17 protein-coding genes and 1 riboswitch are annotated in these 21,390 nt (G+C 48.0%); all 17 genes read left to right on the plus strand.

Annotation, left to right across the window (positions count from 1 at the left end; genetic code table 11):
* Positions 1–132 precede the first annotated feature (132 nt).
* Complete coding sequence (yfkAB, locus tag AB4Z45_RS10615; RefSeq protein ID WP_441909165.1) at positions 133–1,272, plus strand: radical SAM/CxCxxxxC motif protein YfkAB; 1,140 nt, start codon at positions 133–135, stop codon at positions 1,270–1,272.
* Between the two features lie 64 nt (positions 1,273–1,336).
* Entirely contained in the window at positions 1,337–2,368 is a 1,032-nt protein-coding gene (gene ytvI / locus AB4Z45_RS10620) for a sporulation integral membrane protein YtvI (RefSeq protein ID WP_076270261.1), read from the plus strand.
* An 83-nt stretch (positions 2,369–2,451) separates the two neighbouring features.
* Positions 2,452–3,609: a glycosyltransferase family 4 protein gene (locus AB4Z45_RS10625; RefSeq protein WP_076270260.1), complete on the plus strand. Its 1,158-nt coding sequence runs from the start codon at positions 2,452–2,454 to the stop codon at positions 3,607–3,609.
* A gap of 74 nt (positions 3,610–3,683) precedes the next feature.
* A riboswitch (TPP riboswitch) is annotated at positions 3,684–3,788 on the plus strand.
* Between the two features lie 82 nt (positions 3,789–3,870).
* The gene (locus AB4Z45_RS10630) at positions 3,871–4,008 is read left to right on the plus strand and encodes a hypothetical protein (RefSeq protein ID WP_441909166.1); all 138 of its coding nucleotides are present in this window, start codon (positions 3,871–3,873) and stop codon (positions 4,006–4,008) included.
* Between the two features lie 91 nt (positions 4,009–4,099).
* Positions 4,100–5,863 (plus strand): phosphomethylpyrimidine synthase ThiC, encoded by a 1,764-nt coding sequence (gene thiC, locus AB4Z45_RS10635; protein ID WP_441909168.1) that lies wholly within the window; start codon positions 4,100–4,102, stop codon positions 5,861–5,863.
* Positions 5,856–6,923 carry a ThiF family adenylyltransferase gene (locus AB4Z45_RS10640; RefSeq protein WP_441909170.1) on the plus strand — a complete coding sequence of 356 codons (1,068 nt, stop codon included), beginning with the start codon at positions 5,856–5,858 and terminating at the stop codon, positions 6,921–6,923. The genes thiC and AB4Z45_RS10640 overlap by 8 nt, the downstream gene beginning before the upstream one ends.
* A 43-nt stretch (positions 6,924–6,966) precedes the next feature.
* Positions 6,967–7,821 carry a thiamine phosphate synthase gene (gene thiE, locus AB4Z45_RS10645; RefSeq protein ID WP_441909171.1) on the plus strand — a complete coding sequence of 285 codons (855 nt, stop codon included), beginning with the start codon at positions 6,967–6,969 and terminating at the stop codon, positions 7,819–7,821.
* Positions 7,822–7,826: 5 nt separating this feature from the next.
* Positions 7,827–8,645, plus strand: a complete 819-nt coding sequence (locus AB4Z45_RS10650) for a thiazole synthase (protein ID WP_441909173.1) — start codon at positions 7,827–7,829, stop codon at positions 8,643–8,645.
* Positions 8,645–9,793, plus strand: coding sequence for a glycine oxidase ThiO (gene thiO, locus AB4Z45_RS10655; RefSeq protein WP_441909175.1), 1,149 nt, complete (start codon positions 8,645–8,647; stop codon positions 9,791–9,793). Before AB4Z45_RS10650 ends, thiO begins: the two co-directional genes overlap by 1 nt.
* Before the next feature lie 186 nt (positions 9,794–9,979).
* Entirely contained in the window at positions 9,980–11,020 is a 1,041-nt protein-coding gene (locus AB4Z45_RS10660; protein WP_441909177.1) for a FecCD family ABC transporter permease, read from the plus strand.
* A gap of 2 nt (positions 11,021–11,022) precedes the next feature.
* Entirely contained in the window at positions 11,023–12,054 is a 1,032-nt protein-coding gene (locus tag AB4Z45_RS10665) for a FecCD family ABC transporter permease (RefSeq protein WP_441909179.1), read from the plus strand.
* A 159-nt stretch (positions 12,055–12,213) separates the two neighbouring features.
* Positions 12,214–18,477 (plus strand): WIAG-tail domain, encoded by a 6,264-nt coding sequence (locus tag AB4Z45_RS10670; RefSeq protein WP_441909181.1) that lies wholly within the window; start codon positions 12,214–12,216, stop codon positions 18,475–18,477.
* A gap of 213 nt (positions 18,478–18,690) precedes the next feature.
* Positions 18,691–20,079: a glycosyltransferase family 2 protein gene (locus AB4Z45_RS10675; protein WP_441909182.1), complete on the plus strand. Its 1,389-nt coding sequence runs from the start codon at positions 18,691–18,693 to the stop codon at positions 20,077–20,079.
* A gap of 64 nt (positions 20,080–20,143) precedes the next feature.
* Positions 20,144–20,434, plus strand: coding sequence for a nucleoside-diphosphate sugar epimerase (locus tag AB4Z45_RS10680; protein ID WP_441909183.1), 291 nt, complete (start codon positions 20,144–20,146; stop codon positions 20,432–20,434).
* Positions 20,435–20,461: 27 nt separating this feature from the next.
* On the plus strand, positions 20,462–20,806 hold the full coding sequence (locus AB4Z45_RS10685; protein ID WP_441909184.1) for a restriction endonuclease subunit S: 345 nt from the start codon (positions 20,462–20,464) through the stop codon (positions 20,804–20,806).
* Entirely contained in the window at positions 20,806–21,120 is a 315-nt protein-coding gene (locus AB4Z45_RS10690; protein ID WP_441909186.1) for a hypothetical protein, read from the plus strand. The genes AB4Z45_RS10685 and AB4Z45_RS10690 overlap by 1 nt, the downstream gene beginning before the upstream one ends.
* Positions 21,107–21,352: a hypothetical protein gene (locus AB4Z45_RS10695; protein WP_441886803.1), complete on the plus strand. Its 246-nt coding sequence runs from the start codon at positions 21,107–21,109 to the stop codon at positions 21,350–21,352. The genes AB4Z45_RS10690 and AB4Z45_RS10695 overlap by 14 nt, the downstream gene beginning before the upstream one ends.
* Positions 21,353–21,390: the final 38 nt, after the last annotated feature.

Below are 21,390 nucleotides of genomic sequence, written 5' to 3' on the forward strand. Positions count from 1 at the left end.
AAGACAGATTGGGAGCCGCCTAGGCTCCTTTTTGCTTCTTTTTTTGCCGTTTTATTTGCTTCCTTTGCAGTCGCGCATTACAATAACTAAAGAATGATTCATTCCAGAAAATAAGTCAGGTGCTGAAGAAAAATGAACACAATACAATTTCAACAATCAAGAACACCGTTATCCACACTTTCGCCATCGAATGATCCGTGGGATCCCATTCGTTCGTTGCAGCAATATGGAAGACATCGCTTAACAAGCGTCGAAATGACCGTTTCCAACCTATGCAATATGCGCTGTGAGCATTGCGCTGTTGGAGATACACTTGTAATGACAGAACCCGCCAAGCTGCCGCTTAAGCAGATGCTGGACCGACTGGATGAAGTGGAGCATCTCGAAACGATAAGCATTACAGGCGGGGAGCCATCCTTCTCCGACCGAACGGTTCGTGATTACATGGTGCCGTTGCTTCAATACGCCCGCAGCCGCGGCATTCGCTCCCAAATCAATTCGAACGTGACGCTGCCATACAGCCGTTATGAGCAGCTAGCTCCTTATCTAGATGTCATGCACATTTCGTTTAACTACACGTCTCCGGAAGATTTTCACCAAATTGGATTTGCGAAAGCCAATCACCATGTATCGCTCGAAGCTGCGACCAAGCTTTATGAAAAAATGATCGAAAACACACGTCGCCTTAGCGAGACAGGTGTACTCGTTTCTGCGGAGTCTATGATCAATTACAAAACGTATAACAAAATTGATGAGATTCATCAGCTGATCGTGGATATGGGCTGTCAGAGGCATGAGGTGCATCCGATGTATCCTAGCTCCTTTGCGAAGGATTTACCGGTTCTCTCACGCGAGCAAATGCTGGAAGCTATTGAACGCTTGCTGAAAGCGCGAGACCAATCCGTATGGATGCTGTTCGGTACACTTCCCTTTTATCCATGCAGTGACAGCAAATCAGAACGTGAGCTGCTGCGAAGATTAGCGAATGAGCCAAATGTAACGGTACGCAACGACCCTGACGGCCGCAATCGACTGAACGTAAATTTGTTTACAGGCGATGTATTTGTAACTGACTTTTCTGACGTGCCCGCTTTTGGCAACATCGGTTCGTCAAAATTGGAGGATTTATTTGATAAATGGCTGGACCATTCCCTTGCGCAAAGTGTGAATTGTCACTGCCCGGTCGCTTCATGCTGCGGACCTAATCTCCTTGTTAAGGATATGTACTACAAAGATGTTAATTTCCATGAGCGCAGCGCAGTGCTGGATTAGTATGAAAGAGCTGGTTTAAGAGTGGCGTAAAGTGCATATAAAAGAATAGAGAGGAGGAGAAGCTGTGTCTATTAAGACAATCGTATTTATCGCTTTAGGGTTATTGTTGCTCTATCTGTTTTTTACGGTAGGTGCTCCTTTCTTGCTTGCGCTTGTTGTAGCTATTTTTCTTGAGCCGCTTAATCAGCTGTTTATGAAAAAATTCCGAATGAATCGGCTGGTGGCAGCTACAATATCAAGCAGCCTGTTTACGGTTATTCTCATCGGACTAATCGCGCTGCTTGGCGTGAAAGTGGTAGCCGAATTAATAGCCTTTTTCAAAAAAGTGCCCCAATACTTCGAAAATGCCAATGGGATGGTAGACGATCTCATGTTTCAGGCACAATCGTTATATCAAAACTTCCCTCCTGACGCCATTGAAACGTTAGAGAAATGGCTAATGGAGCTAACGAGTACATTAACGAAAATGGTGGGTACGCTATCGAACACCGTTATCGCTTTCGCCTCAAGCATTCCGGGCATGTTCATCTTCTTTATCGTTTTCTTGGTGGCGGTATACATGATGAGCTTTAGTCTAAATACGATGAAGGCAACGGTGCTTTCATTATTTGAAGAAAAATCGCAGCCTCAGGTCAATGATGTGCTGAACAATCTCAAAAAGTCGATTTTTGGTTTCTTGCGTTCGCAGTTTATTTTGAGTGCACTCACCTACATCATTTCGTTGATCGGTTTGCTCATACTTAATGTCAAATATCCGCTTGCTATCGCGCTGCTTATTATCATTGTTGATATTATGCCGATTCTTGGAACAGGTTCTGTACTTGTGCCATGGGGAAGTTATTTGCTGCTGACGGGCAATGTTTTTGTAGGGGTAGGGCTAATTATTCTATTTCTAGTGATTACCGTTTTCCGCCGCATCGTAGAGCCTAAAATTCTCGGTGATTCTGTAGGGATCGGCTCATTGTCTGCGCTTGTAAGTTTATATGTCGGCTTCAAGCTCGTCGGTGTTATCGGTGTATTCATCGGACCGCTTGTCGTGATTATCTATATGGCAGCTCGAAGAGCTGGACTATTCCAAATGAAATTCAAGCTATAGCCTTGGAAACGCCGTGCCAAAGCCGTTGCTAGATACGTATGATACTGCAAAAAAAGCAGATCATGCAGGAGGCATACGAATAAATGGCACCTATTAAAGTTGCAATTGTAACACCAGGCTCCTTCCCGATTCCATCATCAGGGAGCAGCTCGGTTGAGCGAGTGGTAGAGAAATTTGCCCCGCTGCTTAAGCCTTACGCGGAACCTCGTATATTTGGAAGACTGAGCAAGCGATTGCCTCGTCAAGGACAATTTAACGGTGTTGTTTGTGAACGGTTTGCAGCGGGCAATAAGCAGCGATATATTCAAGAGGTAGGACATGCGGTTCACCGTTTTTCCCCTCACGTCATCGACGTCGAGAATCGTCCCCAATTTGTGCTAACGATGAAGCGATTGAATCCAGGCAAACGAGTCTGGCTTTATTTGCATTCCTCCACCTTTATTTCACCCTCCTATATTTCTTCTGCAAACTTGCATAAGTGCTTGCAGGCCGCAGATAGAATCATCGTAAATAGCGAGTTTCTAAGGCGAATTGTAGTGTCGAAAGCGCCAGAAGTCGCTTCGAAGCTGCGAGTCATTTATCCTGGGGTAGATACGGCCAGGTTCCCTTCACAATATTCCTCCGAAGGAGCCGCTAAACGGGAGAGTTTAAGGCAAAAGAGAGGATTGAATGGTAAAAAAGTGGTGCTTTTTATGGGGAGGCTTATTCCGCTTAAGGGCGTTCATCATCTTCTCAATATCGTGCCGCAGCTTGCCAAAAGCCACCCGGAGCTCGTCGTTATCATCGTAGGGAGCCCATTTTATGGCTCGCATCGCAAAACGGCTTATGCGCGCAAGCTTGAACAGCTTGGACGCAAATGTCCGGGTCATGTTCGTTTTGTGCCCTACGTGCCGCATTCGGAAGTGCCCAGCTGGATGCTCGTTGCTGATGTAGCGGTCGTTCCATCTGGACAGAGGGAGGCATTTGGGCTCGTAAATGTCGAGGCGATGTCCTGCGGCGTTCCGGTAGTCGCAACACGTGCAGGCGGAATGAAAGAAATTATCCGTAATGGTGAAACGGGCTATTTGGTCAATCAGCTTCATATCGAGCGAGAGCTGCGAGAAAAGCTGCATCTGCTGCTTCGCGATAAACAGCTCAGGCAGAAGCTGGGGCGCCGCAGCCGCGAGCGTGTGGAGCAGACATTCACATGGCGTCACACCGCTGATCGATGGGTAAGGCTGCTGAAGGAAAGCGGACTGTAGCAGGCTGTATTTTTCCGCGGTTTGGAAAATAGAGGGTTGACACCCTTCTTTACTAAACGGTATAGTCAAACAAGGAAATCCACTAGGGGCGCCGTAATGGCTGAGATAAAGCGAATCGCTTTGGTCCCTTTGAACCTGATCTGGGTTATGCCAGCGTAGGAAAGTGGGATTGTGCGTTTATGCTTTGCGCGTGAAAGCCCTGCCAGAATCTGCTGAAGCCTCAGCCTATGCGGCATGACTTTATCTGCTTAGGGGGAACCCTTGCAAGATAACACTCGCATGACGACACTCTTCGACCGCTCCTTTGCTGGAGCGGTTTTTTTGTTTGGCGCCAGTGAATCGATAAGCTTTGTGGCCGCCATGCACGCTCCAGCAATTGAAGCTCTTGTAGCAGCCTAGCTACTTGTATAGCAGCGGTGTTTTATACTTTCTCATATGCTTGCGTATGCCTCCAGGAGGAATTCTATTATTCCATTAGGAGGTTTTTGTTATGACTATTTTTTCTACTCCGCTTCCGGGCAGCCGCAAGGTGTACGTCGAGGGCTCAAAGGGAAACATCCGTGTTCCGATGAGAGAAATTGCACTTGAAGCTAGTACTGGCAGAAATGGTGAAGAGCTGCCGAATGAACCTGTAAGAGTTTATGATGCAAGCGGCCCATATACCGATGAAACGTATAAGGCAGATGTTCGGCGCGGTTTGCCCGGTATTCGCAGCGAATGGATCTTGGAGCGTAGTGATGTAGAGCCCTATGAGGGCAGGGAAATCAAACCGGAGGATAACGGATTTATTTCGGCTGAAAAAGCAGAGCAGCGAGGCGCGGAACGATTCCCGGGGCTAACGAGGAAACCGCTTCGTGCCAAAACAGGGCAAAATGTTACGCAGCTTCATTACGCCCGCAAAGGGATCATAACTTCTGAGATGGAATACATCGCTATTCGCGAAGGGATGAGTGCAGAATTTGTACGCAGCGAGATTGCAGCCGGCCGTGCCATTATTCCGACGAATATCAACCATCCTGAAAGTGAGCCGATGATTATTGGGCGGCAGTTTCACGTTAAAATCAATGCTAATATCGGCAACTCTGCTGTAGCTTCTTCGATTGAAGAGGAAGTGGAGAAGATGACTTGGGCGACGCGCTGGGGAGCCGATACGATTATGGATTTGTCCACGGGGAAAAACATCCATACGACGCGGGAGTGGATCGTGCGGAATTCACCAGTTCCAGTTGGAACAGTCCCCATTTATCAAGCATTGGAGAAGGTAAATGGCAAAGCAGAAGACCTTTGCTGGGAAGTATTCCGCGATACGCTTATTGAACAAGCCGAGCAGGGCGTCGACTATTTTACGATTCATGCAGGTGTGCTGCTGCGCTACATACCACTCACGGCAAAGCGCGTTACGGGTATTGTCTCGCGAGGGGGATCAATTATGGCAGCTTGGTGCCTGGCACATCATAAGGAAAATTTCCTATATACGCATTTTGAAGACATTTGTGAAATTATGAAAGCATACGACGTATCATTCTCGCTCGGTGACGGCCTGAGACCCGGTTCTATAGCAGATGCCAATGACGCTGCTCAGTTTGCTGAGCTGGATACATTGGGGGAGTTAACGAAGATCGCATGGAAACATGATGTACAAGTGATGATTGAAGGCCCTGGCCATGTGCCTATGCATTTGATCAAAGAAAATATGGATCGTCAGCTAGAGGTGTGCGATGAAGCACCTTTCTATACATTAGGACCGCTAACGACCGATATCGCGCCAGGCTATGATCATATTACTTCGGCAATTGGAGCTGCAATGATTGGATGGTTCGGCACGGCAATGCTTTGTTATGTAACACCGAAGGAGCACCTTGGCCTCCCGAATAAGGAGGATGTGAAGGAAGGCGTCATTACGTACAAAATTGCGGCGCATGCGGCTGACTTGGCGAAGGGGCACCGGGGAGCGAAGCTGCGTGATGATGCATTGTCCAAAGCGCGATTCGAGTTTCGTTGGCGTGATCAATTCCATCTGTCGCTTGATCCAGAGCGTGCGATGGCTTATCACGATGAGACGCTTCCGGCAGATGCAGCGAAATCCGCTCATTTCTGCTCCATGTGCGGGCCGAAGTTTTGCAGCATGCGAATCACCCAAGATATAAGGGAGTATGCCGCGCAAAACGATATGGAAACAACGGAAGCCATTGAAGCGGGGATGAAGGAAAAATCAGATGCATTCAAGGCGGCAGGGAGCAAGATTTATGGTTGATTCTGTTCTTGATGCTTTTGCAGATCGTTATTCGAGGCAAACGAGATTTGCTTTAATTGGAGAGGCAGGCCAGCGGAAGCTGGCCGATGCCTCGGTGCTTATCGTCGGTGTTGGCGCATTAGGAGCTTCGCTTGCGCAGCATATGGTAAGAGCAGGTGTCGGGGAAGTTAGGCTGGTAGACAGGGACTTTGTTGAGCCGAGCAACTTGCAGCGCCAAATGCTTTTTGACGAGGCGGACGCGCTGGCTGTGATGCCCAAAGCAGTGGCCGCTGCCAATCGGCTTCGCCAAATTAACAGCAGTGTAAACATTATGGCGACAGTAGCGGATGTGAATGCACAGAACATCGGATTTCTCGCCGAAGGAGTCCATCTCGTCCTTGATGGTACGGATAATGCAGCGACAAGGCTTCTGGTCAGCGACCAATGCTTTAGACAGCAAATCCCATTTGTTTATGGCGGGGTGGCTGGGGCGCAGGGCATGCAGGCAACATTAATTCCTGGAGAGACAGCTTGCTTGCGCTGCTTAATCGGAGCAGATGATATGGAGCAGGAGGCAGATACTTGCGATACGGTGGGCGTACTTGCTCCAGCGGTTGAATGGATTGCATCTATGCAAGCAGCTGAGGCGATAAAATGGCTCACGGGCAATGATTCGGCGCTGCGTAAAACGTGGTTGAGCATTGATTTATGGTCATTCCGAATGCGGGAATCGGAGCTTCCGGCAGTCAGTACCGAGTGTCCATTCTGTGGTCAAACGCCTGATGGAGCAACTGACGACAAGCGTTGTTTTGAAACTGATAGAGCGGAAGACACTCAAATAAGCTCGACCGTATTATGCGGGAGGGATACGGTGCAGGTGACGTTAGGCAAGCCGTTTGATTTAAAAGAGGTAGAGCAAACTTTGCGAGCGATTGGCTGCACGCTCACCGTGAATCGGTATTTAGTGAAAGCGATGATCTCAAGCGGAGAGCAGCTGATTCTCTTCCCAGATGGACGAGTGCTTGTGCAAGGCACAGCGGATGCGGAGAATGCAATTAATCTCATTAAAACGTTCTTATGAAATGAAAAAAAATGATTTGTTTGATGAAAGGTTGTGTTTGAAGATGAGTAGACCAGATTGGCGGAACTTCAAGCTCTACGCCATTACAGCAAAATCCAATCACCCTGGCAGATCCGTTGTTGAAGTAATGGAGCAGGCGCTGATTGGCGGAGCTCAAATGGTTCAGCTTCGCAACAAAACGGGGACGAGAGAAGAGGTGCTTGAAGAGGCCAAAGCCCTTCGAATACTAACGCGAAAATATAAAGTGCCTCTTATCATTAATGATTATCCTGATCTTGTTCTTGAGACGGATGCTGACGGTGTTCATTTGGGGCAGGATGATATGCCAATTGCCAAAGCAAGAGAATGGCTTGGTGCTGACCGGATAATTGGCATATCCACGCATAACCTGCAGCAAGCGCTAGCTGCTGAACAGGAGGGAGCCGATTATATCGGCGTTGGGCCAGTGTACCCTACCGAAACAAAGCCGGGCCGTACGGCTGTTACAACAAGTTATGTCAGGGAAGCAGCGCATCATATATCGATACCGTTCGTGGCCATTGGAGGTATCACACTTGAAAATGTTGATGCCGTACTAGCGTCGGGAGCGACACGGATATGCGCAGTTTCAGCCATTGTTGGCCATAATGACCCGGCTAGTGTTTGTCAGGCTTTCTTAAAGAAAATCGATGCACACCGTTCTGAATATGATCCTCCCTTTAAGATAGTGAAGATTAATGGCCGCGAGGAGCAGACCAGCGCTAAAACAGTGGAGGAACTGGTCGTCCAGCTGGGACAACAACATAAAAAGCTCGTTATTGAGCTTAACGGTATGATCGTACAACGTGCAAGGTGGGCTGAAACTGAATTACTTGGCGGAAGCTCTATAGAACTTGTACATTTTGTTGGAGGGGGCTGAACATATTGGCAAATTGGGATAATGAAGATACCCTTCTTATTGGAGGACATGCGCTGCGGTCGCGTTTTTTATTCGGTACGGGGCGATTTCCAAGTCCTGCTGTACTGCAGCAAGCGCTTGAAGCGTCGGGTTCGGAGGTTATTACGTTCGCGGTTAGAAGGGTTAATCTAGAGAGTGTTGAGGACGATTCGGTACTACAACACTTTGAAGATAGACAAATGCAATATTTGCCGAATACATCTGGTGCGAGAACAGCGGACGAGGCTGTTCGAATTGCGCGTCTGGCGAGAGAAGCTGGGCTTGGCAACTGGATTAAGGTTGAAATCAGCGGAGACCATCGAACACTTCTGCCTGACCCTATAGAAACGCTGAGTGCTACGGAGCAGCTAGCAAACGAGGGTTTTATCGTTCTTCCTTATACATCCGATGACCCAATCCTATGCCGGAGATTAGAGGAAGCAGGAGCTTCAGCAATCATGCCCGGAGGATCGCCAATTGGATCCGGGCTCGGATTGCTCAATCCCTATAACCTTAGGCTTATTGCGGAGCAGTCGAGGGTTCCAGTCATCATTGATGCGGGAATTGGATCGGCGAAGGACGCTGCGGAAGCGATGGAGCTAGGCGCGGACGGCATTTTGGCTAATACGCCTATCGCTAAGGCACAGGACCCGATTATGATGGCTCGCGCGTTTCGATTAGCGATTGAAGCAGGGCGGCTGGCATGGCTGGCTGGCCGCATACCGAAAAAACGTTATGCATCTGCAAGCAGTGATTGGGCAGGTTCATTATTTGAAACAGGAGCTAGCGCAGGAGGGGAACAATAATGCCCCAATCGGTAATTATACTTGGAGGCGGCATTATTGGTTTGTCTTGTGCCTTCGAGTCGGCGCGCAGAGGCATGAACGTAACTCTCATTGAGCCAAGCGCAATCGGAGGGCAAGCATCCGGCGCAGCGGCAGGCATGCTTGCTCCATTTTCAGAAAATACGGAGCAGCCCGATCCATTTTTTCAGCTGTGCTTAAACAGCTACCGCAGCTACCCGGCGTGGATTAAAGCGATCGAGGAACAATCCGGCATGTCGGCAGAGTGGGTAGAGAGCGGCAGCATTAACGTTTTTATGCATGAAGCAGACGTCTTGCCCATACAATCCAGATTGCAGTGGCAAAATGAATGGGGAGCCGAAGCTCAGCTTATTGATGCAGCTCAGCTTAGGAAGCTGGAGCCGATGCTTGCTCATTCGGCAATTGCTGGCGTATTTACGCCAAAGGAAAGCCATGTGTACGCGCCAAAGCTTGTTGCAGCGCTTGAAGAAGCTTGCCGGAGGTTAGGTGTCGTCATCCTATCCCATGCGGGTAAAATTGTAGAGGTTGCGGTTCAACTGAGCGGGGGAGCGTCTGTCCGAGCAGAAACGATGATAAAGAAGGCTCATGCCGATCGGCTAGTCGTCTGCGCGGGCGCTTGGTCAGGTGAGTATGAACGATGGTTTGGACTCTCTGTTCCGATTCATCCCATTCGGGGACAAATCTGCTCTTACGAGCATCAAGAAACTGAAGTTCGCCATATGATCTTCTCCAGCCAAGCCTATTGGGTCGGAAAAAGAAATGCTCGGCTCGTATGCGGTGCTTCTGAAGATGTCGCGGGCTTTGAGACGAGTGTGACAGAACGAGGAATCGGCCGCTTAATTCGCAGCAGCAATCAGCTTTTTCCATTTCTAAAAGGCAAAGAAACCGCGCATCGGTGGGCAGGCTTGCGTCCCGCAACGCGAGATGGAATGCCAATGCTTGGGCAAGTAGAGGGAATGCCAGCCGTCATAATGGCCGCAGGTCATTATCGCAACGGGATTTTGCTAAGTCCTGTCACAGCTCATATTGTTGCTGATCTATTGGAAGAAAAGCAGGGAGAACTGTCGATCAGCAGATTCTCACCTAACCGCTTTACGACTAATGCTATGAGAGGAAGACTTTCTACTTGATAGGAAGCCGCATTAAGGCAGCACGAAATATCTATATTATTGCATTGAAAACATATGAAAAATCTGCTATATTGAAAACGAGAATCGTTATCAGTTGAGTGGGTTTTTTTTTGTGTCTGGAAACAGACTTCCTTTATGAAGCATTTTTTATCAACCAAAGTATACATACAGAAGGGTAGTTTTCAAATGTCTTCTCTATCAAGCAAGAAAGCGCTGGCAGGCACAAAGCTGCGCACACGGCCTCTAGTGGCTACGATTATTTTATTTGGCGGGTTTGCAGCACTCTTATTATCGCTTGCATTATCTATCTCCGTCGGTGCTGCAAATATCAGTCTCTCAACAGTGTGGGATGGCGTATTCCACTTCAATGAGGAAAACATTCAGCATCAAATTATTAAAGAGCTTCGTATGCCGCGTGCGTTAGCCGCTGCTTTGGTGGGAGCAGCTTTCGCTGTCGCAGGTTCTGTTATGCAAGGCATGACTAGAAACCCATTAGCAGACTCGAGCTTGCTCGGAATTAACGCAGGAGCAGGTTTTATGTTGGCGCTTTGCTTTGCTTTTTTCCCTTCGATATCTTATCTTGGTCTTATGTTTGTGTGTTTTGCGGGTGCAGCAGTTGCAATGGGACTCGTATACGGAATCGGCTCATTAGCAAAAGGCGGCCTAACACCCGTGCGGCTTACACTGGCTGGTGCGGCTGTAGGGGCATTGCTGCTAGCTATAACAGAAGGCATAGCGATTTATTATAAAATTGGTCAGGATTTGGCTTTTTGGTATGCTGGCGGGGTAGCCGGAACGAAATGGCTGCAAATTCAAATTGTATGGCCATGGGTAGTTGGTGGACTGCTTGGCGCCATCGTGTTATCGCGCTCCATTACATTGTTAAGCTTAGGCGATGATGTTGCTGCAGGTCTTGGACAACGAACTGGCCTAGTAAAAGCAGCAGGCGTCATTATAGTCTTATTGCTGGCAGGCACCGCCGTTTCAGCGGTAGGCTCTATCGGTTTTGTAGGCTTGATTATTCCTCATATCTCACGATTCCTAGTTGGTGTCGACTATAGATGGATCATTCCATGCTCGGCGGTTTTGGGAAGTTTACTTATGGTTCTGGCAGATATTGGCGGGCGATTGATTAATCCGCCTCAGGAAGTGGCTATCGGTATTATAATCGCGGTTATCGGCGTTCCGTTCTTCCTCTATCTTGTAACAAGAATGAAGGGAGAATAAGCATGAATACTTACTTTATTACCGAAACCGAACTGCGTAGAAGAAAACGCGCAGTCCTCGTAATGACCGTGCTTAGCGTACTTATTGTTTTGTCCGTTATCATCAGTATGAACACCGGTTTTATTCGCTTAGCGCCGCTTGACGTATTCAAAACGTTAATTGGATCGGGAACGGCTAAGCAGGAGCTAATTCTATTTGATTTCCGCTTGCCGCGGATTGTCATCTCTATATTAATTGGCGCAGGTTTTGCAGTATCGGGCTGTATTATTCAAGGATTATCGCGCAACCCGCTTTCTGATCCAGGGCTGCTGGGTATAAACGCGGGCGCAGGGCTTGCAGTTATCTTGTTTATTTCTTTTTATCCGACGACGGAAAAGGGCTCTATATTTTTGATGCCGTTTCTTGCATTAATCGGAGCATCGTTTACCGCATTGCTTATTTTTGTACTTTCGTATAAAAGACATCGAGGGTTATTGCCAACTCGGATGATATTGGTTGGGATCGCTGTAGCGGCGGGCATTAGCGCAGCGATGCAGCTTCTGATTTTGCGTCTAACACCTGAGAAATATCAGTTTTTTGCTGTATGGATGGCGGGGAGCATTTGGGGAACGAACTGGAAGTATGTGCTTGCACTGCTCCCATGGTTAATCGTTATTTTTCCAATCGTGCAATATAAGGCGAAAGCATTGAATGCATTAAATTTAGGCGATCAATTGGCAGTTGGACTTGGAGCTCAAGTGAACAAGGAGCGGGCATTGCTGCTTGCTGCAGCGGTAGGCCTAGCTGGTTCTTGCGTTGCTGTCGGCGGGGGCATTGGATTTGTCGGACTAATAGCGCCTCACTTGGCAAGAAGACTTGTCGGTCCGCAGCATCAGGTATTATTGCCAGCTTCAGCATTTGTAGGCGCGCTGCTCGTTATTGTGGCGGATACACTTGCCAGATGGGCATTCCAGCCAAATGAAATTCCAACAGGCATTGTTGTTGCTGTTATTGGAGCACCTTATTTCTTATACTTATTGTCCAGATCTAAATAGTTAAAACAGTTGAAACAGAAACCGCGGAGAGCAGCATGCTCCCGCGGTTTTTTGTTTGTTAAAAGCCGCATATATACATTTGTCTGTACTCCTTGTAGCGAGCCCATGGGTACCTGCATATATTACCTATGACATTTCAGGTGGAAGAAGGAGAGGACTATGACAAAAAACAGAAAAGGGAAAAGCCCGAAGGGGCGAAAGCCGCTTTTTTATGTTGATAATCCGAATGCTTCCGAGTTAAAGTGGCTAGATGATTTGAACAGGAAGAAGGCCGCTGTTGCACAAGCACATGCAGCTAAAACATTGATTAAAAAAGAGGAAGAAGAGAAGGAGAAAGCGAGCATTAACGCACTCGCTCTCATACTCGAGAATCCATTAGAGCAGACGGATTCGGAAGTTGTCACGGTGGAGGACTCTGAGGAGATTGAACAGCTAGAACAGCTTATTCAAGTGGAACTAGGGGAGCAAGCAGAACAGCTGGAGCAAGAGCAGCAGAAACAAGTGGGGCAAGTAGAACTGTTGGAGCAAGGGGAACAGCCGGAACAACTGGAACAACTGGAACAACTGGAACTATCGCAAGAAGAAGAGCAGCAGGAGCAAGCACGGCTGTTGGAGCTAGGGGAGCAGCTGGAACGAAATGAACAATTGGAACAATCGCAAGGAGAAGAGCAGCAGGAGCAATTAGAACATTTGGATACGCTGGAACAGCTGCACCAGATTGAAGAGCAAGAGCAGCTCGCTGTCGAAGAGCTTGCCCAGCAGATTGCTCAGTTAAGCTTGGAAGAAAAGTTTGAGAAACTTGATGAGAAATTGGCACCGGAAGGTCCTCCAGCTTTTATATACACGGATGATTTGGTAGACTTTTCGGTTACTTCAGAGAAAATTGCACCTGGGTCGATCGATAGCAGCAAGCTGGCAGCAGGCAGCGTGCAGGCAAGCACGATTGCCGATTATTCCATTCACACCATCCATTTAGCTGACGGCACAATCAACTCCGCTAAAATTGCAAAAGAATCGATTATGGGCGAGCATTTGGTAAACCACTCAATTACTGGAAACAAAATTTTGGATTATTCAATTTCTGGCAATAAGCTTCAAGATGGCAGCATCTCGTCAGAGAAGCTTGCGGATCGTACGATCAGTATGGACAAAATTGCAGAAGGGTCAATCGAATCCAGGCATTTGAAGTCATTGCTCATTACAACAGACCTGCTTGCCGATCAAGCCATTACTGGCGATAAAATTAAAAGCGGAACGATTCGACCGGAAAATTTGGCTAATGAAGCCGTTGACAACTCAAAGCTTTCTGAAGGAGCAGTAACACATTCCAAGCTTCGTGACTCAGCTGTTACGAGTGAGAAGATAGCTGCAGAAGCGATTGAAGCGGAGCATTTGAAGCCTGGATTGCTGCTATCTGAGCATGTCGCAGTTGGTATTATTCAGGGAAAGCATTTGGCCCTCGGAGACATAGCCGCGGAACATCTAGCAGAAGGAGCAGTCGGAACAAGGGAACTGCAGCCAAAAGCGGTAAAAGCAGAACAATTAGCGGACGAATCGGTATCTTCATCTCATCTGCAAGCAGCGGCCGTTCTAAGCTCCCACGTTGGAACAGGGCAAATAACAAGTGAGCACATCGCGGATCAGTCCATTAACTCTAGGAAGCTTGCGGATCAATCGGTATCCACCATTAAAATTGTTGATCATTCGATAACGATTTCCAAGCTTTCTGATCAATCCGTTAATGCTCAGAAGCTCGCGAATGACTCCGTTCACAGCCGTCATTTGGGCTCTGGAAGCATTACATCCGACAAAATTGCTGATGGGCAAATATTGCAGGCGCATCTGACAACAGATGCAGTAAACATGAAGCATATTGCACCAAATGCAATTAAACGGGATCATCTACAAAGCGGCATTGTTAATGAAGATAAAATCGCGCCATTATCCATTCGTGTTGACCATATTGGTATGGAGGCTGTTGGTACTACTCAATTAGCGGATGCTTCAATAACGCGAAGTAAGCTGGCTGATGGTGCTGTTGATAGTAAAGTCATAGCAAACTTTGCTATTGAATCCCGGCATCTTCAGGATGAATCGGTAACGTTTCAGAAGCTGGCTCCTGAAGTGTTAAGGTCGTATCATTTTACTAAGGGTGCCGTAACGGGTGAAGCGATTTCTTCTGAAGCAGTGAACGGCATGCATTTAAAATCGGAGATCATTGAAGGGCGCCATCTCGCAAAGGATGCTGTAGATAACAAAAAGCTGCAAGACGGTTCAGTTACGAGCAGCAAGCTAACGAAAGGCGCTGTCACGGATCAAGCTATTGCTTCAGGTGCAGTTTTTTCGCATCATTTGGCAGATCATACTGTAAATTCATTAAAGCTTTCCCCTGAATCGGTTACGACGGATAAGCTGGCTGATTTAAGCGTCTCGACTGGCAAGCTCGCAGACGGAAGCGTATCGAGTGTCAAGATTGCGTCTCAAGCTATTATGCCAGGGCATCTCGGAGCCAATTTGATTGCTTCCCACCACATACAAGCAGAATCGATTCGCTCGACCCATATTGAAGCTCATGCAATTGGAGCTGAACATTTGGCTGATCAATCGATCGGAAATGAGCACCTTCAAGATGGTGTCATTACATCTGCTAAACTAGCTTACGGCGCTGTGCAATCAAAGCAGATAGCAAATGAAGCGGTGCTTAGCCGTCATTTGGGAAATGCATCCGTGCTTGGAATCCATTTGGGAGAAGGGGCGGTTCATGCCGCGCATTTGGCGGATGATTCGATTACGATTGAAAAACTGACAGCAAACAGTATTGGACCAGCGCAATTGCAAAACGATTCCGTAGGTGCTGATGTCATAAGCAAAGGTGCTGTAGGTACGGATCATATCGCACCAGGAGCCATTACGTCGGGTAAAATAGCGGAATTGTCGATCGGCGCGAAGCAGCTTAAGCCAGAGTCGGTAAATGCAACGCATTTAACAATAAATAGTGTAAACGAACATGCATTGCAGGATGAGTCGGTGACGAGTGCAAAGCTGGCTCAAGATGCCGTCTCAAGCGAGCATGTACAGCTCGAATCACTTGCCGGCAAACATTTGAAATCCGATTCGATTCAAGGCTATCACGTTCGCAAGGGCACGATTACACTAGCTCATTTGGCTAATGATGTGCTTGTGTTTGACCGAATTGCTGACAACAGTATTTTGGGCAGAAAGCTTAAGGAAGGCTCTATCGACAGTAAGTTGTTGTCCGTCGACAGTGTGGGGACGGAGCAGCTGGCAGACGGAAGCGTGACGACGTCGAAGCTGAAGCTAGGCGGCGTAGGAACGGAGCAGTTGTCGGACGGAAGCGTAACGACATCGAAGCTGGAACTAGGCAGTGTAGGTTCGGAGCAGCTGGCGAGTGAAAGTGTGACGACGACGAAATTGGTACTAGGCAGCGTAGGCACGAAGCAGTTGTCGGACGGCAGTGTGACGACATCGAAGCTGGAACTAGGCAGTGTGGGTACGGAGCAGTTGGCGGACGGAAGTGTAACGACATCGAAGCTGGAGCTAGGCAGCATAGGCTCGGCGCAGTTGTCAGATGGTAGTGTGACCAAATCGAAGCTGGAGCTGCGCAGTGTAGGTACGGAGCAGTTATCAGATCGCAGTGTGACGACATCAAAGCTGGTACTTGGCAGCGTGGGTACAGATCAGTTGACGGATGGCAGTGTAACGACATCGAAGCTTGAGTTAGGCAGTGTAGGTACGGAGCAGTTGGCGGACGGTAGTATAACAAAATCGAAGCTGGTCCTAGGCAGTGTAGGCTCGGATCAGTTGTCGGATGGCAGTGTGACGACATCCAAGCTGGTACTAGGCAGTGTAGGCTCGGATCAGTTGTCGAATGGCAGTGTGACGACGACGAAGTTGGTACTAGGCAGCGTGGGTACGGAGCAGTTGGCGGACGGCAGTGTGACGACGACGAAGTTGGTACTAGGCAGCGTGGGTACGGAGCAGTTGGCGGACGGTAGTGTAACAAAATCGAAGCTGGTACTAGGCAGTGTAGGCTCGGATCAGTTGTCGAATGGCAGTGTGACGACGACGAAGTTGGTGCTTGGCAGTGTGGGTACGGATCAGTTGTCGGATGGCAGTGTAACAAAATCGAAGCTGGTACTAGGCAGTGTAGGCTCGGATCAGTTGTCGAATGGCAGTGTGACGACGACGAAGTTGGTACTTGGCAGCGTGGGTACGGATCAGTTGGCGGATTGCAGTGTGACGACATCCAAGCTGGTACTAGGCAGTGTAGGCTCGGATCAGTTGTCGAATGGCAGTGTGACGACGACGAAGTTGGTGCTTGGCAGTGTGGGGACGGATCAGTTGTCGGATGGCAGTGTGACGACATCGAAGCTTGAGCTAGGCAGCGTAGGTACAGATCAGTTGTCAGATGGAAGTGTAACTACAACAAAGATCGCGTTAGAGAGCATAGGCTCGGAGCAGTTAATGGATGGAAGCGTGACTGCATGGAAACTAGCGTTTGGAAGCGTTGGATCAGAACAGCTTTCTGACGGAAGTGTGACAACAGAGAAACTGGCGTTTGGCAGCGTAGGCTCGAATCAGCTGTTGGACGGAAGTGTGACATCAACGAAGCTGGCATTTGGCAGTGTAAATTCGGAACAGCTGGCGGACGGCAGTGTGACGACATCGAAGCTGGCGTATGAAAGCATAGGTTCGGAGCAACTGGCAGATGGCAGTGTGACAACATCGAAGCTGTCGTATGGAAGCATTGGTTTAGAACAACTAATGGATAGAAGTGTGACATCAGCGAAACTTGCTTATGGAAGCGTTGGTTCAGAACAACTGACGGATAGAAGTGTGACATCAGCGAAGCTTACGTATGGAAGCGTTGGATCAGAACAGCTGACTGACGGAAGTGTGACAACAGAGAAACTGGCGCTAGGCAGCGTAGGTCCGAATCAGCTGATGGACGGAAGTGTGACATCAACGAAGCTGGCATTTGGCAGTGTAAATGCGGAACAGCTGACGGATGGCAGTGTGACGACAGCGAAGCTTGCGTATGGAAGCGTAGATTCAGAACAGCTGATGGGCGGAAGTGTAACATCATCAAAATTGGCATATGACAGTGTAGGTTCAGAGCACTTGATAGACAGAAGCGTGACGACGACCAAGCTAGCATTTGACAGCGTAGGTTTGGAACAGCTGATGGACGGAAGCGTGACATCCGCAAAGCTGGCGAATGGAAGCATTGGTTCAGAACAACTGACGGATAGAAGTGTGACATCAACAAAGCTGGCGTATGGAAGCGTAGGTTCAGAACAACTGACGGATAGAAGTGTGACATCAGCGAAGCTTACGCATGGAAGCGTAAGTTCAGAACAGTTGGCAGACGGAAGCGTGACTACATCGAAGCTGGCTTATGGCAGTGTAGATTCAGAACAGCTGATGGGTGGAAGCGTAACTTCATCGAAACTGGCGTATGATAGCATAGGTTCAGAGCACTTAATGGACGGAAGCGTGACAACGACGAAGCTGGGAATTGGCAGCGTAGGTGCGGAACAACTGACGGACGGAAGCGTGACAACGACGAAGCTAGCGTATGGCAGCGTAGGAACGGAACAGCTGACGGACGGAAGCGTAACAACGACGAAGCTAGCATTAGGCAGTGTAGGTGCGGAACAGCTGGCGGACGGAAGCGTGACAACGACGAAGCTGGCGTTTGGCAGTGTATGTGCGGAACAGCTGACGGACGGAAGCGTGACAACAACGAAGCTAGCGTTTGGCATCGTAGGATCGGAGCACCTGACGGACGGAAGTGTGACAACGACGAAGCTGGGAATTGGAAGCGTAGGATCGGAGCAGCTGACGGACGGAAGCGTGACGACGACGAAGCTAGCGTTTGGCAGCATAGGATCGGAACAGCTGGCGGATGGAAGCGTAACTTCAGCGAAGCTCGCTCTTGGCAGCGTAGGAACGGAACAAATTGTTCCGGGAAGCATTACCGCAGATTTGTTGGCACCTGGATTACTGCTGAGCAATGTAGAGGGTTCAGCTGCAAATCAAGTAGAGCAGATTGCAGATGGATCAATTACTGGAAGGCATATTCAAGAGCAATCCATTAGTCTTTCAGCACTGCAATTTGCACCTGTAATTACTAACGAAAGCCAAGGCATTGTAAAGCAACAATTTGGGCTTGCGCCTTACAGCTTTGCTGCGCAAGCAGAACAAGTAGAGCTTATCATTCCATTTGATGAGCCGTTCGTGGATAATTATTACGTGCTAACCGTAACGACTGACAACCCGGCTTGCTACGCTGTAGCTCATTCGAAAGCTGCGGATCATGCAGTTATTCTCATCATTCGTACACGCATCAGTCAAGAGCCAGTTGGCCATCTCAACTGGATTGCTATCGGTAAAGGATAAGATGAATTGAAAAGGAGATTGCCTGTAGGTGTAAAACACCAAAGGCAGTCTCTTTTTATACAAAATTTTAAGACAACTCTAGCATTTTGTTGTCGCAGCATTTTATACTCATTCCTTGATTAGCAGTACACTTGCCGTTGCAGATATCTCTTCAAAACATACTATGTGATGTTGAAGTAAAAAAGATCAAATGACGGATTGGAGAGGTTATCGATGAGACGCAAAAAAAGACCGGTCCGACGTCTCAAAAACAATGTTAGTTTGCGCAATACAGCGGAAAAAAGAGTAGAGAGATATAGGCTGGGTATGAATGAAGGCTATGAGGAAGGATTGAAAGCCGGCATTGAAAGCTATGATTCTTGTTTCGAAGGAACTAGCATAATTATTCCCAGTCATAATGAGGTTGAATCGGTAAAAGCATGTATCGAAGGCATTATGGATCATACCGATTTGCCGTATGAAATCATCGTTATAGATAATGGATCTTCAGATGGTATCGAGCATTATTTAAGACAACTAGACGGCCAAGTGCGGTATCGTATTTTAGCAAAATCGGCAGGCTTTACAGGCGCTGCAAATAAAGGTTTAATGATGGCTAAAGGGACGACTATTTTGCTGCTAAACAATGGGATGCGACCGACTGAAAATTGGCTCGACAATCTATTAATATGCTTGAATAGCGATGCTGGCATCGGAATGGTAGGCCCTGTCTCTATCGGTCTGACTGGCAAACAAAAAATGGAATTTCATTATGTTGATATGGAAGATATGCATGAACTTGCGAGATTAAATAATGCTAGTGATTCATCAAAATGGCATCAAACAGAGCGGTTAGCAAGCAGATGCCTGCTCTTTCGGCGCGAGCTGCTGGAGAAAGTGGGCTTTCTCGATGAAGGCTGCCAAGAGTCGCCGTTTGAAGCAGAAGATTATGGCTTGCGAGTGAGATTGCAAGGATATTCATTGGTTTACGCGCGCGACGCCTACATTCATGCCGAACGAAATGATAAGGAGCTGGCGGAGTATAATGCGAAAGAGTCCGAGGCCCTTGATTCCAAGCATTATTTTATGAACAAATGGAGTCACTTGGATGAGAAGTTTTTGGACCGAGAGGGAACTGACTTTGAACGTCAAGCCAAGCTTCCTGAATGGGAAGCGGGCATTAGACCGAAGCTTGGGGAGTCGGTGTTTTATCCGCAGCAAATGGTCGTAAAAGGTTTTGGAGAAACAATTTATTGGATAGAAGACAGCGTTAGACGGCCCATTCATGGCTTATGGGAGCAGCCAGTTAAACGCGTATCTCAGCTTGACTTGTGTCGTTGGCCGATCGGGGAGCCTATCGAGGTGGATGTAGTCATTTCACGAAAAGGCTCGCTATGTTACGGTGATAGCAACGAACTCCAAAATGGCAGCATTTATGGAAGTGAGAACGGAAGCAGCTTCTATATTGAGAATGGCAAGAAACGTATTATTATGAGTCGCCTTGCTGCCGATGGCTGGGGTTTGCAGCTTGGGCATAAAGAGAAGCTTTCCGAAGCAGAGCTTCGTATGATTCCCGATGGCTTGCCCTTGATCGCACCGATTACGCTTCGTCAAGCATTGTAACAAAAGGGAAGTATCCACTGCTGCGGAGCACGCATATGATGTAGGAGCAAGGAGGGAAAGTACGATGCAAGCTACAATTACGGAAATTATGCAGCATATGTCTCACGGCAATGTACAAATGGCACGAATGCTAGAAGCAGAACGGCATGTAACGGTTCGCTTATCCGAGATCGTGCAGGCGCTTCCAGACGAGCATCCGAATTTAGGAGGTTTATCTGGCATTCTGGAAAATACGCAAGCAGTGGGTCAGAATATCGTTGCATATTTGAATAGTATCGCAGATTTTCAAGAAACGATTGCTGCTCAGCTTACTTATGTCATCCGTGAGCTGAAGGAAGCAGACGGGGAAGAATAGAGAGCAAATAAGGAGGTCTAGCTTGCAATGGATCGTGATCAAGCCTATATGCGAATGCTTAGCTCAACAGCTAATATGCAATGGAATATAGCAATTATGCTGGAAGCCAAAGCGGCTGAGGCAGAGAAGATGCGAGGCTGGATATGTAATCATGTGCATACCAAAACCTTTAACTCGCACCAAACGCAGCTAGGCCAGTCTATTCAAATGCATGATCAGGTGATTGAGATGATCGATGGAATCGCGAAGCTTAATCAAGGGATCGTGTCTATTATGAAGGCCGTGCTGCAGCAAGAGGAAGAAATGTCAGAGAGCTATGGTGATTCATTGTCTTCACTCGGCAAGGGCTTCACCTTTGGTGACAAAAACTGATGGAGACCTTGGGATCTGAACGTGAGGCAAGAGCGGCTTTTTTAGCCTCGCTTGCTAGAAGCCAAGGCGCGCTTGCCCGTATATTAGAAAGTATCGCTGATGTGTCTGATGCTTCACAAGGAACAGTTAAGCTCCTCCGGGACAATGTAAGATCGCTTACCGAACTACAGGAAACGATTGCTGAATCGGTAACAAGCCTTGCTTGGCATAGACGGGTAAAACGGAAGGGTAATCCAACGAAGCCATGGCTACAGCCTGAGCTGCCTATTTATGGCGTTTATTGGTCAGGGGGAGAGGGGATTGTTGAACAATAAGAGCAAAACACGGAAAAGTGAAAGTGCACGAAGCCCTCGCAAACGGACAGCAAGAAGAAATACGACAAGCAAAAAAACACTACAACGTAGAAAACAAGTACCGAGGAAACGATTTGCCCATAAGGAAACCGAACGAGCTGGACTTGGGCAAACCTTTAATGATGGCTATAACACAGGGTTTGCAACTGGTTTTGAAGATGGACATCAAGCAGCATACGAGAGTCAACCCTAAATGGCTGTAGAAAAACAGCCCTCTACACCATCGGTTCC

Origin of the sequence: Paenibacillus sp. MCAF9 (assembly GCF_052114265.1) — a bacterium.
Lineage (GTDB): Bacteria > Bacillota > Bacilli > Paenibacillales > Paenibacillaceae > Pristimantibacillus.

Bases quoted from the DNA above. Each gene is read 5' to 3' on its own strand.
- yfkAB (WP_441909165.1), top strand. From the start codon at position 133: ATGAACACAATACAATTTCAACAATCAAGAACACCGTTATCCACACTT.
- AB4Z45_RS10625 (WP_076270260.1), top strand. From the start codon at position 2,452: ATGGCACCTATTAAAGTTGCAATTGTAACACCAGGCTCCTTCCCGATT.
- thiC (WP_441909168.1), top strand. From the start codon at position 4,100: ATGACTATTTTTTCTACTCCGCTTCCGGGCAGCCGCAAGGTGTACGTC.
- AB4Z45_RS10640 (WP_441909170.1), top strand. From the start codon at position 5,856: ATGGTTGATTCTGTTCTTGATGCTTTTGCAGATCGTTATTCGAGGCAA.
- thiE (WP_441909171.1), top strand. From the start codon at position 6,967: ATGAGTAGACCAGATTGGCGGAACTTCAAGCTCTACGCCATTACAGCA.
- thiO (WP_441909175.1), top strand. From the start codon at position 8,645: ATGCCCCAATCGGTAATTATACTTGGAGGCGGCATTATTGGTTTGTCT.
- AB4Z45_RS10660 (WP_441909177.1), top strand. From the start codon at position 9,980: ATGTCTTCTCTATCAAGCAAGAAAGCGCTGGCAGGCACAAAGCTGCGC.
- AB4Z45_RS10665 (WP_441909179.1), top strand. From the start codon at position 11,023: ATGAATACTTACTTTATTACCGAAACCGAACTGCGTAGAAGAAAACGC.
- AB4Z45_RS10670 (WP_441909181.1), top strand. From the start codon at position 12,214: ATGACAAAAAACAGAAAAGGGAAAAGCCCGAAGGGGCGAAAGCCGCTT.
- AB4Z45_RS10675 (WP_441909182.1), top strand. From the start codon at position 18,691: ATGAGACGCAAAAAAAGACCGGTCCGACGTCTCAAAAACAATGTTAGT.
- AB4Z45_RS10680 (WP_441909183.1), top strand. From the start codon at position 20,144: ATGCAAGCTACAATTACGGAAATTATGCAGCATATGTCTCACGGCAAT.
- AB4Z45_RS10685 (WP_441909184.1), top strand. From the start codon at position 20,462: ATGGATCGTGATCAAGCCTATATGCGAATGCTTAGCTCAACAGCTAAT.
- AB4Z45_RS10690 (WP_441909186.1), top strand. From the start codon at position 20,806: ATGGAGACCTTGGGATCTGAACGTGAGGCAAGAGCGGCTTTTTTAGCC.